This window comes from Streptomyces sp. NBC_00193, from assembly GCF_026342735.1.
In the GTDB taxonomy this organism is placed as follows: Bacteria; Actinomycetota; Actinomycetes; order Streptomycetales; family Streptomycetaceae; genus Streptomyces; species Streptomyces stoeckheimensis.
In genome coordinates this window covers 5792119-5804243 of sequence record NZ_JAPEMM010000001.1, presented here as the reverse complement: position 1 = coordinate 5804243, position 12125 = coordinate 5792119, and the positions used below count along the sequence as shown (strand labels likewise).

Here is a 12125-nt window from a genome sequence, read left to right as displayed (position 1 = left end):
CCGTCGGGCCCGCCCCCATGGCTGCCGTGGCCGCCGTCCCCCCGCACTCCGTGCGGTCCCCTCGCCATCGGCGCAGGCGCCTGACGTCTCTCCACATCCACCCAGGACACGAACAGAAAACGTGGCTGCGACACCGGACCACCCCCCTTCCCCACAAGCCGTGCGTGGCCGGAAAACAGCCACCCACCCATGGCCGCGGGCATGACAATCCACGGGGCGTAGGACTCTGGGGCACACGGATCGGTGAAGCAGAAACGGAGAACACGTGAACGGGCGGCGGAGGCGTGTTTCGGATGACGTGGCGGGTTTCCCTTGGGGCGGCGGGGATCGAGTCCCCATCGAGCACCGGGCGACCTTCACAAGAACGCCCCGAAGGGGCTCGGGATCCGGGGGCGGAGGGCGCCGCACTGCCCGGTCGGGGGCCCGCGCCGGGCCCCGAGAACCCCCTCCGGGCTCCTCCCCGACAACCCCACCCCTGCCACCCGGTGGCCGAAACAGGATCCCGCCTGCGGTTCGCCTCACGGCACTCACCGGTGCATGCGGGCCCCCTTGAGCACCTTGTCCACGGAGTTGCGCGCCCCGTGGACGGCGATCCCGACGAGGTCGAGGTGATCCCTGCCCACCGCCGCCACGGCCGCCCGGTTGGCCCGGTCGTGGCCCGTGCCGAACAGGTCCGAGGTGAACACCGCCGTCCGCAGCCCGCGCCGCACCGCCCGCTCGTGCGCCGCCGTCACCGTTTCCTTGCCGCCCTCGAAGACCAGTACGGGCTGGCGGAACATGGGCAGGTAGGGGGTCCCGTCGGCGTCCTCGTACGGTTCGCCGACCACCTCGGGGACCGTCGTACCGAGCCCACTGACGAGGAACGCCGTGACGTTCAGCCGCTGCCAGGTCTCCAGGTCGTCGCGCAGCAGCACCGCGATCTTGGTGTCGAACCGCACGGGCCCGTCCGTACCGGCCTCCACGCCCGCGTCCGCCTCCACGCCCGCACCCGCGTCCGCGCCCACGTCCGTAGCGTTCTCGCTCTTCATCTCGTCGCTCATGCCCCGAGACTGCCGGGCACCCCCGCGGACGGTCTTGTACGTTCTTTGCGTGCAGCCCCAGCAGGAGGTCTCGGCTTGGCGTCCGCGGGTCGCGGGTGTCGTCGAGGTCTTCCACGCCCGCTTCACCGCGCACGCCTACCCCATGCACGTCCACGAAGCGTGGACCCTGCTGATCGTCGACGACGGCGCCGTCCGCTACGACCTCGACCGCCACTCCCGCGGCACCCCGGGCGACACCGTGAGCCTGCTCCCGCCCCAGGTCCCGCACAACGGCTCCGCCGCGACGCCGCACGGGTTCCGCAAGCGCGTCGTCTACCTCGACACGAGCCTGCTGGACGAGCGCTTCATCGGCGCAGCCGTGGACGGACCCGACCTCGCCGACCCCGTGCTGCGCCGCCGCGTCGGACAGCTCCACCGGGTCCTGGCCGCCCCCGGTGACGAGTTCGAGGCGGAGAGCCGGCTGGCCCTGATCGGCGAACGGCTGCGCACCCTGCTGCGCCCCCGCCTCGAACTCCCGGGCGCCCTGGACGCATCGCCCCCCGGCATGGGCACCGGCATCGCGCGGAGCCTGCGCGAGCTCCTCGACGAGCGGGCGGCCGGCGGCCTGTCCCTGGAGGAGGCGGCCGGTCTGCTCCAGGCCCACCCCGCCCACCTGGTGCGCGCCTTCAGCGGCGCCTTCGGCATCGCCCCGCACCAGTACCTCGTCTCGCGCCGGGTCTCCCTGGCCCGCCGGCTGCTGCTCGACGGCCGCCCGGCCGCCGAGGTCGCGGTCGCGGCGGGCTTCTACGACCAGTCCCATTTCACCCGGCACTTCAAGCGCGTCGTCGGGACCACCCCCGGGCGCTTCGCGCGTTCCTCCGCATCCCGCTGACGGCGGCCCGCCGGGCCAGTAGGGTGACGATCCATCAGGTCATGTGACCCGGACTCTTGACTCTGTACCCGGCAGTAGCGATTCTCGTCCCCATAGCTTGCGCGGGACATGACAAACAGGTGCCAGGGCGGCCACGCCTCCGGTGGACCGTGTCCTCGACCGCGCCCTCCGCCGACCGAGGACGTGAGTAGTGGCCATGACCCCAGAACCACAAAGGCAACAACCGGAACCGCGCCCCCGCCGACGGCGCAAGCCGTTCGCGGTCCTGGCCCTGCTCCTCGGCCTGCTCGCCATGGTGCTCGGCCCCGTCCCGGGAGCCGCCGCCGACAACAACTGGTGGGAGCCCACCGCGCGGCCCGCGCCCGACTCCCAGATCAACGTGACCGGTGAGCCCTTCAAGGGCACCGACGCCCAGGGCAACGTCCGCGGCTTCGTCGACGCGCACGACCACATCATGTCCAACGAGGGCTTCGGCGGCCGGCTGATCTGCGGAAAGCCGTTCTCCGACGCGGGCATCGCCGACGCGCTCAAGGACTGTCCGGAGCACTACCCCGACGGCAGCCTCGCGATCTTCGACTTCATCACCAAGGGCGGCGACGGCAAGCACGACCCCGACGGCTGGCCCACCTTCAAGGACTGGCCCGCCCACGACTCGCTGACCCACCAGCAGAACTACTACGCCTGGATCGAGCGCGCCTGGCGCGGTGGCCAGCGCGTCCTCGTCAACGACCTCGTCACCAACGGGGTGATCTGCTCGGTCTACTTCTTCAAGGACCGCAGCTGCGACGAGATGACCGCCATCCGCCTGGAGGCGAAGAAGACGTACGACATGCAGGCCTACGTCGACAAGATGTACGGCGGCCCCGGCAAGGGCTGGTTCCGCATCGTCACCGACTCCGCCCAGGCCCGCGACGTGATCAAGCAGGGCAAGCTGGCCGTGGTCCTCGGCGTCGAGACCTCCGAACCCTTCGGCTGCAAGCAGATCCTGGACGTCGCGCAGTGCGGCAAGGCGGACATCGACAAGGGCCTCGACGAGCTGTACAACCTCGGCGTGCGCAGCATGTTCCTGTGCCACAAGTTCGACAACGCCCTGTGCGGGGTCCGCTTCGACGAGGGCGCGCTGGGAACGGCCATCAACGTCGGGCAGTTCCTGTCGACGGGCACCTTCTGGAAGACGGAAGCGTGCACGGGCCCGCAGCACGACAACCCCATCGGCCTGGCCCCGGCGGCCGCCGCCGAGAAGGAACTGCCGGCGGGCGTGAGCATGCCCTCGTACGCCTCGGGTGCCCAGTGCAACACCCGCGGCCTCACCGACCTCGGTGACTACGCGGTGCGCGGCATGATGAAACGCAAGATGATGCTCGAACTCGACCACATGAGCGTGAAGGCGGCCGGCCAGGCCTTCGACATCATGGAGACCGAGAACTACCCGGGCGTGATCTCCTCGCACAGCTGGATGGACCTCGGCTGGATGGAGCGGCTCTACAAGCTCGGCGGTTTCGCCGCCGCGTACATGGGCGGCTCCGAGGGCTTCAGCGCCGAGGCCAAGCGGACCGACGCGCTGCGCGATAAGTACAACGTCGGCTACGGCTACGGCACCGACATGAACGGCGTCGGCGGCTGGCCCGGCCCGCGCGGGGCGAACACCCCGAACCCGGTGACGTACCCCTTCCGCAGCACCGACGGCGGGTCGGTCATCGACAAGCAGACCACCGGCCAGCGCACGTGGGACCTGAACACCGACGGCGCCTCGCACTACGGCCTGGTGCCCGACTGGATCGAGGACATCCGCATCGTCGGCGGACAGGGCGTGGTGGACGACCTGTTCAAGGGCGCCGAGTCCTACCTGCGCACCTGGGGCAACTCCGAGCAGCACAAGGCCGGTGTGAACCTCGCCGCGGGCCAGCCCTCCTCCGCGAGCACGTCCGAGTGGTGGAACCCCTTCGTCAGCTTCGCGCCCGGCCTCGCCTTCGACGGCAACCGGTCCAGCCGCTGGGCGAGCGAGTGGAACGACGACCAGTGGCTGCAGGTCGACCTCGGCTCCCAGCAGCTGGTCAAGCGGGTCACCCTGGACTGGGAGGCCGCGTACGGGCGTTCGTACCGCATCGAGGTCTCCACGAACGGAACGGACTGGACGACGGCCTGGTCCACGACCGCAGGTGACGGCGGGGTGGACACGGCGAGGTTCGCCGGGGTCCCGGCCCGGTACGTGCGCGTCCACGGAGCGGGACGCGGTACGCAGTGGGGTTACTCCCTGCACGAAGTCGGCGTATACAGCAGCTGACGGCGTCGAGCGGGATGTCCGGGGGCCGGTGCGCCCGGACACCCCGCTCGGGGCGCACCGGAACGAAGGGGAACCCGTACATGGCACGGATGCCGTTGACCGACCGGCGCAGGCAGCTGACGGAGGCGGCGATCCGTGCGATGACCCGCGACGGGGTGTCCAGGACCACGACCCGGTCCATCGCCGCCGAGGCGGGCGTCTCCCTGAGCGTCTTCCACTACTGCTTCGACTCCAAGCAGGCGCTGCTGGAGTCGGTCATCGAGACCATCACCGCGCACTACGTCACCCTCGTGAAGGCCGCGATCCTGCCGAGGCCGACGCTGCGGGAGACCGTCCGGGCCGGCTTCCAGGCGTACTGGGACCACGTGGCGGCGAGCCCGGGGGCGCACCTGCTCACCTACGAGCTCACCCAGTACGCGCTGCGCCAGCCGGAGTTCGGGCACCTCGCGCGCAAGCAGTACGAGTCCTACTGCGCGGCGTACACCGTGCTGCTCGAGGAGCTGCGCCTGATCCACCCGTTCGAGCTCAGCGTGCCGGTGGCCGTGCTGGCCCGCTATCTGGCGGCCATGACGGACGGGGTGACCCTGAACTTCCTGGTCCTCGGCGACGACAAGGCCGCGGCCGAGATCCTCGACATGGTCACCGATCACGTGGCGGGGCTCGTCGTCGAGGCGAACTGACCCGGCCTCAGGCAGCCACCCGGAAACCGATGTTGGACGTGGAGCTGTCGGGGGTGTTGGAGCTGCGGGCCGCGACCCGGTAGCGGTTGCAGTACGAGTCGTGGCAGAGGAAGGAACCGCCGCGCATCGTCCGGGACTCGTGGCCCGGAGCGAAGGGGTCCTCGCACCATTCCCACACGTTGCCCACGGCGTTGTAGAGCCCGTGGCCGTTGGGGCGGTACGACTTCACGGGGACGGTGCCGAGGTGGGGGCCGGTGTGGGTGGTGGGGAACTCGCCCTGCCAGATGTTGAGCAGCGTGCGTCCTCCCGGGGCGAGTTCGTCGCCCCAGGGGTAGCGGCGCTGCTCCAGGCCGCCGCGGGCCGCATACTCCCATTCGGCCTCGCTGGGCAGCCTGGTTCCGGACCAGGAGCAGTACGCCCGGGCGTCGTTCCACGAGACGTGGACGACGGGGTGGTTCTGCCGGGTCGTGACGGACGACCCGGGCCCCTCGGGGTGCTTCCAGCTCGCGCCGCTCACCGCCCGCCACCAGGGGACCCCGGCCACGGACGGTGCGGTGTCGGCGAGTTCCTGCGCCAGCAGCCCGGCGAAGACGAAGGAGAACCCGAACTCCTCCGCCTCCGTGACATGTCCGGTGGCCTTGACGAAGGTGGCGTACTGGGCGTTGGTCACCGTCGTCGGCGCGATCCGGAAGGGATCCACCGCCACCTCCCGGACCGGGCCCTCGCCGTCGGCCGGGAACCCGTCCGCGTCCTCGGTGCCCATCAGGAAGCGCCCCCCGGGCAGGTCGAGCAGACCGCGTACGGCCCGGGGCGCGGCGAGCGCGGGCGCGGCGAGCAGGGTGACGGCGCCGACCGGGGCGTCGTGCCCCGGGGTGCAGCAGGAGGAGGACATGAAGGGCTCCGGTGAACGTGCGGGATGGATGCGGTCCGGCCGGGCGCTTGGTGGGGCGCCCGGCCGGAGGTCTGGGAGCTAGCCGACCCGGTCGGCGGCGAGCTGGGCGGCCAGGGCGGGGATGCCCAGGTTCCGTTCCTGCGCCGGGGTGGCCTGGTACAGCTTGTTGACCAGCTGGTGCGGGTCGGCGGCGAGGTCGTAGTACTCCCGGAAGGTGACCTCTCCGGTGCCGGACACGGTGCCGTTGGCGTCGGTGTGCAGCTTGTAGTACTCCACGTACTGCTTGTCCTTGGCCACGTAGGAGGACCAGGTGCGGTGGTCGGGGGCGGTGCCCTGCTTCCACCATTCGACGAGCAGGTGGTCGCGGCTGTACGAGCTCAGCAGCGACCGGCCGTCCTGCGGGGTGTTCGGGGTGATCCCGGCGGCGTCGAGGATGGTGGGCGCGATGTCGATGTTGGCGACGATGCGGTCGTCGACCGTGCCGGCGCCGAGGCCCCCGGCGGGCCAGGAGAGGTAGAACGGCACCTCGTGGGCGGGGCTGTAGGGCACCGACTTCGCGGTCCAGCCGTGGTCGGCCCAGCCGAAGCCGTTGTCGCCGATGTAGATCACGAGGGTGTTGTCGAGCTGGCCGGTGGCCGCCAGCTTGTCCTTGAAGGCCTGGACGGCGTCGTCGACCGAGAGGAGCACCCGCAGCTGCTCCGCGCGGATGCGCCTGCCGTCCTCCAGGGTGCCGGTGGCGTCCTGGATGTAGGGCGGCTTGTCGCTGCGGTCGGCCTCGGTGACGGAGGGGCGGCCGTTCCATTCGGGCACGGGGGTGCCCGCGTACTTGGCCTCGGGCGTACGGGGTCCGTGCGAGGCGTACGGGGTCCGTGCGAGGCGTACGGGGTGACGTAGGCGAACCAGGGGCGGGTGTCGGTGGCCGCCTTGTCCAGGAAGCCCAGCGTGCGGTTCTTGATGATGTTCGTGGTGTAGCCGTTGATCGTCTGGACCGCCCCGTTGACGTTCCACTTCGCGTCGACGTATCCGGGCTGGAGCAGCGCGAAATCCTCGAAATGCGGGGGCGCGTCGGCAATGTTCCAGGAATTGAGGTATTTGCCGAAGAGACCCGTGCGATATCCGGCCTGCTTCAGATAGCGCTGGACGGTGGTGTTCTGGTCCAGGGCGGCGGAAGCGGCGTTGTTGCGGACCCCGTGGTTGTGGGCGTGGCGGCCGGAGAAGATCGAGGAGCGGGAGGGTGCGCACAGCGGGGTGGTGACGTGGCCGTGGCTGAACTTCACACCCTGGCCGGCGAGCCAGCCGATGGCCTTCTGAAGGGCCCAGTCGGTCTGCTTGGGCTGGTCGTCGGTGACGATCAGGAGGATGTTCGGACGGGTCGCGGATGCCGCCGCGGGGGCCGCCGCCGCCTGGCCGATCGCGGGCACGGTGGCGGCGGCCGCCGCCGCGGCCGTGCCGGCGAGGAACCCTCTCCGGCTGACCTGCGTACGGACTCTCCTGCTCATGGGGTATTTCCTCCTGCTCTCCGAAGGCGAAATGGTGTGGCGGCCACTGCCATGCGGAGAGCGTAAAGCGAGAGGAATACGCGTTCCATGTACGGAGTATGAAATGACGTCAGGGTCTGTGAACGGCGTCAGTCCATGGCCGGGTGGGCTTCCGGATGCTCGTCCCACCAGGCCCGGTGGAAGGGATTGTTGTCCACATTGGCCAGGTACGCGTAGGCGGCCGACCGGTAGAAGAGTTCCGCTTGGCGGGCCGAGACCGTCGAGCGGTTCCAGGCCAGCCGGATGCGCCCGGTGATGGGGGCCCCGATCAGCGGGCGCATCACCGTGCCCGCCACGGCGGGTGCGGTGGGCTGGCTCAGCGAGACGGCCCGGCCCGCGGAGATCAGGTCGTACTGCATCATGCGGTCGGTGATCCGGTAGCGCAGCGCGGGGACGAAGCCGGCTTTGGCGCAGGCCTCGATCAGTGCCTCGGGCCCGCCGTCGTCGTCCTCGACCAGGGTCATCCACTGCTCGTCGGCGAGGTCCGCGAGATCGAGGGCCTCCAGCCGGGCCAGCGGGTGCCGGGCCGCCATGCGGATGCAGAAGGGTTCCTTGGGGACCAGGGTGCGGGCCGTCACTCCCGCGGGCAGCGGCACCTCGTGGTCGTTCACCTCGCCGTACACGATGACGTCGTAGCGGCCCGCGCCGAGCATCCGCACCAGGGCGGTCACCGAGTCCTCCAGGTCCACGGTGATCTCCCGGCCCGCCAGGGCCAGATCCTGCCGGGCGATCAGACCGTCGATCAGCACCAGCAGGATGCAGCCCAGGCGCAGCGGGGCATCGGTCGTCCGGGCCCGCGTCTCCGCACCCAGGGCGTCCATCTCGCTGAGCACGCGGCGCGCCTTGGCCAGGACGAACTGACCGAGCGGGGTCGGTTCGACCCCGAGGCGGCCCCGGACGAAGAGCTCGCCGCCGGTGACCCGCTCGATCCGGCGCAGCTGGGCGGAGAGCGCCGGCTGGGAGACCCCGAGGACCCGCGCCGCGCCCCCCAGGCTTCCGGTCTCCGCTATCTGGCAGACGGCTTGCAGATGTCTCAACTCCAGCTGCATCCCGGCAGCTTACGCAGCGTCATCCACCGGCACCATAACGCCGGTCTTATGTCGGCAGAGATGTCCCGATCTCGTCATGGACACGCCCATACTCGGCCGCGAACAGCCAGACCGCCTTTCACACCTCTCCCCTCCCCGTTCCACCCCCCACACGATCGGAGTGGACTCTTGCAGCCCACCAGATGGATGGCCGCCCTCGCGGCCATGGTGCTGACCACGGGCCTCGCCGGCACGCTGGCCACCACCGCCACCGCCTCGCAGAACGCGGATCCCCTGCCTCCCACCGCCGCCGAACGGGCCGTCGCCGCGGCCGACGCGGCCGTGCGCAGCGGGCTCGACAGCCTGGTCAACTCCCCGCAGCAGCAGTACGACCGGCGCCAGGTCACCCCCTGGGTGAAGGACCTCTACTCCGTCGCGTACGAGCGCAGCTACCGCGGCCTGCCGGTCGTCGGCGGCGACGCGGTCGTCCTCGCCGACGGCCAGGGCCGGGTGCGCGCCCTCCAGTCGGCCTCCGCGACCGTGATCGACGTGGCGACCACCGCGTCGGTCTCGGCGCAGGCCGCCGAGACCGTCTCGCGCACCGAGCAGGTCAAGACCGACAAGGTGGAGAGCCGCCGGCTCGTCGTCAAGCTCAAGGACGACAAGGCGGTGCTGGCCTGGGAGACCGTTCTGGTCGGGCGTACCGCCAAGGCGCCCAGCAGGCTCCACGTGTTCGTGGACGCCCGCACCGGCAAGGTGCTCGACCGCTTCGACGAGGTGGTCGCGGGCAGCGGCAACAGCAAGTGGAACGGCCCGAACCCGCTGACCATCGACACCACCGCCTCCGGTGGCACGTACACCCTGCGCGACCCGAACCGGACCGGCCTGAGCTGCGCCGACTACAGCTCCGGCACGGTCTTCTCGAAGTCCTCCGACTCCTGGGGCACGGGCAACCCGACCTCCAAGGAGACCGGTTGCACGGACCTGATGTTCGCGGCTCAGAAGCAGTGGGACATGCTGAGCCAGTGGCTCGGCCGCAACGGCGTCAGCGGCAACGGCCGCAGCTTCCCGGCCAAGGTCGGCCTGAACGACGTGAACGCGTACTGGGACGGCAGCTCGGTCAGCATCGGCCACAACAACGCGAACGAGTGGATCGCCAGCATCGACGTGGTGGCCCACGAGTACGGGCACGCCATCGACTCCAACACCCCGGGCGGCACCAGCGGCCAGGAGTCCGGACTCGGCGAGGCCACCGGCGACATCTTCGGCGCACTGACCGAGGCCTTCGCCAACGAGCCCTCCCCGTACGACACTCCGGACTACCTCGTCGGCGAGACGATCAACCTCGTGGGCAGCGGGCCGATCCGCAACATGTACAACCCTGCGGCCGTCAACAACGACCCGGCCTGCTACAGCTCCGCGATACCGGGCACCGAGGTGCACGCGGCGGCCGGCCCGCTGAACCACTGGTTCTACCTGCTCGCCGAGGGCACCAGCCCGGGCGGCGGCAAGCCGAACAGCAGCACCTGCAACCAGTCCACGCTGACCGGTGTGGGCGTACAGAACGCCGGCAAGATCTTCTACGGCGGCATGCTTCTGAAGACGTCCAGCATGTCCTACAAGAAGTACCGGACGGCGACGCTGAGTTCCGCCAAGTCGCTGGACGCCACCTGCAACCTGTTCAACAAGACCAAGGCCGCCTGGGACGCCATCAGCGTGCCCGCGCAGTCCGGTGACCCGACCTGCACCCCGAGCGGCCAGGAGAGCGACTTCTCGCTGGCGCTGAACCCGGCCTCGGGCACCGTCCAGCAGGGCGCCTCGGCCACCACCACGGTCGCCACCGCCATCTCCACGGGCACCGCCCAGCAGGTGACCCTCACCGCGTCGGGCCTCCCGGCCGGCGTCACCGCCTCCTTCAGCCCGGCCACCGTGCAGTCCGGCCAGTCCTCGACGCTGACGCTGACCGCCTCCTCCAGCGCGGCTCCGGGATCCTCGACCGTCGTGGTCAAGGGCCAGGGCACCAGCCTCGCGCACACCGTCGACTACGCGCTCACCGTCGGCGGCACCACGCCCAACCCCGGCGCGCCGAACATCGACGTGGCCGCCGTCCAGGCGCACCTGACGCAGTTCAACACCATCGCCTCCCAGAACGGCGGCAACCGCCGTGCGGGCAGCGCCGGTTACACCCAGTCGGTGGCGTACATCAAGGGCAAGCTGCAGGCCGCCGGCTACACGGTGACCGAGCAGAACTGCACCTCGTGCACCTACCCGTCGAACAACCTGATCGCCGACTGGCCCGGCGGCCCCGCCGACCAGACGATCATGTTCGGCGCGCACCTCGACAGCGTCTCGGCGGGTCCGGGCATCAACGACAACGGCTCGGGCTCCGCGACCCTGCTGGAGAACGCGCTCGTCCTCGCCCAGAAGAACCCCACGATGACGAAGCACGTCCGCTTCGCCTGGTGGACCGACGAGGAGCAGGGCCTCAACGGCTCGAAGTTCTACGTCAACCAGCTCACCAGCACCCAGAAGTCGGCCATCAAGGCCTACTACAACTTCGACATGGTCGGCTCGACCAACGGCGGCTACTTCATCAACAACGTCAACTCCACGGCGGCCGCCCCGCTCAAGGCCTACTGGACCTCCCTGAACCTCGCTCCCGAGGAGAACACCGAGGGCCAGGGCCGCAGTGACGACTACTCCTTCCAGCAGGGCGGCATCCCCACCTCCGGCTACGCCGCCGGTGCCAGCGCCCGCAAGACCGCGGCGCAGGTCACGAAGTGGGGCGGCACCGCGAACGCGGCGTACGACCCCTGCTACCACGCCTCCTGCGACACCACGAACAACATCAGCGCCACGGTCCTGGACCGCAGCGCCGACGGCGTGGCCTACACGGTCTGGAACCAGGCCGTCGGCGGCACCACCCCCGGCCCGGACTTCTCCATCAGCGCCTCCCCGGCCACCGGCAGTGCCGCCCAGGGCGGCAGCACCAGCTCCACGATCAACACCGCGACCGTCAGCGGAGCCGCCCAGACCGTAGCCCTGTCGGTGACCGGCGCTCCCGCCGGGACCACCGCCTCGCTGAGCCCCACCTCGGTCCAGTCGGGCAGCTCCTCGACGCTCTCCGTCCAGGTCGGCGCGAGCACCGCGCCCGGCACCTACACCCTGACCGTCACCGGCACCGGCTCGGTCAGCCACACCACCACCTACACCCTGACCGTCACGGGCACCGGCCCCTCCTGCACCCCGCGCCAGCTCGTCGCGAACGGCGGGTTCGAGAGCGGCACCACCCCGTGGACGACCACCTCGAACGTCATCACCAACCAGGCCGGCCAGACCCCGCACGGCGGCACCTACAAGGCCTGGCTCAACGGCTACGGCACGACCCGCACGGACAACGCCTCGCAGTCCGTGACCATCCCGACCGGCTGCTCCTCGTACCAGCTCGGCTTCTACCTGCACATCGACACGGCCGAGACCGAGAACACGGTCTACGACACCTTCACGGTCTCGGTGGGCGGCCAGACGCTGGCGAGCCTGTCCAACGTGAACGCGGCGGCCGGCTACCAGCTCAAGACGTACGACGTCTCCCGGTTCGCCGGCCAGACGGTCACGCTGAAGTTCCAGGGCGTGGAGGACCCCTCCCTGCAGACCTCCTTCGTGGTGGACGACGTCACCCTCCAGGTGAGCTGACGCCCCCGGCACCCTGAGCACCACCTGAGCATCCACCGGGCGGCACCCGCCCCGGCCCCACGGCCGGAGCGGGTGCCGCCCGGCCGTGTGCGGTGTATG

The 12125-nt window shown here is 70.4% G+C and carries 9 protein-coding genes; 4 read left to right on the top strand and 5 right to left on the bottom strand.

Annotation, left to right across the window (positions count from 1 at the left end; translation table 11 throughout):
- Positions 1 to 527: 527 nt before the first annotated feature.
- On the bottom strand, positions 528 to 1040 hold the full coding sequence (locus OG898_RS26015) for a DUF2000 domain-containing protein (protein ID WP_266959513.1): 513 nt from the start codon (positions 1038 to 1040) through the stop codon (positions 528 to 530).
- 49 nt (positions 1041 to 1089) lie between these two features.
- On the opposite strand from OG898_RS26015, the gene OG898_RS26010 reads away from it, so the two are divergent.
- The 3 genes from OG898_RS26010 (at position 1090) to OG898_RS26000 (ending at position 4875) form a co-directional block, all read left to right on the top strand.
- On the top strand, positions 1090 to 1911 hold the full coding sequence (locus OG898_RS26010; RefSeq protein WP_250740145.1) for an AraC family transcriptional regulator: 822 nt from the start codon (positions 1090 to 1092) through the stop codon (positions 1909 to 1911).
- 292 nt (positions 1912 to 2203) lie between these two features.
- Positions 2204 to 4195 (top strand): discoidin domain-containing protein, encoded by a 1992-nt coding sequence (locus OG898_RS26005; RefSeq protein WP_266960455.1) that lies wholly within the window; start codon positions 2204 to 2206, stop codon positions 4193 to 4195.
- Positions 4196 to 4275: 80 nt separating this feature from the next.
- Positions 4276 to 4875: a TetR/AcrR family transcriptional regulator gene (locus OG898_RS26000; protein WP_266959510.1), complete on the top strand. Its 600-nt coding sequence runs from the start codon at positions 4276 to 4278 to the stop codon at positions 4873 to 4875.
- A gap of 7 nt (positions 4876 to 4882) precedes the next feature.
- Here the strand turns inward: OG898_RS26000 and OG898_RS25995 are convergent, their stop codons facing one another.
- The 4 genes from OG898_RS25995 to OG898_RS25980 form a co-directional block, all read right to left on the bottom strand.
- Positions 4883 to 5767, bottom strand: a complete 885-nt coding sequence (locus OG898_RS25995; RefSeq protein ID WP_266959508.1) for a formylglycine-generating enzyme family protein — start codon at positions 5765 to 5767, stop codon at positions 4883 to 4885.
- A 78-nt stretch (positions 5768 to 5845) separates the two neighbouring features.
- On the bottom strand, positions 5846 to 6475 hold the full coding sequence (locus OG898_RS25990; protein ID WP_323184905.1) for a sulfatase-like hydrolase/transferase: 630 nt from the start codon (positions 6473 to 6475) through the stop codon (positions 5846 to 5848).
- On the bottom strand, positions 6373 to 7266 hold the full coding sequence (locus OG898_RS36330) for a sulfatase-like hydrolase/transferase (RefSeq protein ID WP_323184889.1): 894 nt from the start codon (positions 7264 to 7266) through the stop codon (positions 6373 to 6375). Before OG898_RS36330 ends, OG898_RS25990 begins: the two co-directional genes overlap by 103 nt.
- Positions 7267 to 7394: 128 nt before the next feature.
- Complete coding sequence (locus OG898_RS25980) at positions 7395 to 8354, bottom strand: LysR family transcriptional regulator (RefSeq protein ID WP_250740149.1); 960 nt, start codon at positions 8352 to 8354, stop codon at positions 7395 to 7397.
- 204 nt (positions 8355 to 8558) lie between these two features.
- On the opposite strand from OG898_RS25980, the gene OG898_RS25975 reads away from it, so the two are divergent.
- Positions 8559 to 12026, top strand: a complete 3468-nt coding sequence (locus OG898_RS25975) for a M28 family peptidase (protein ID WP_266960453.1) — start codon at positions 8559 to 8561, stop codon at positions 12024 to 12026.
- The last annotated feature ends 99 nt before the right edge of the window (positions 12027 to 12125 follow it).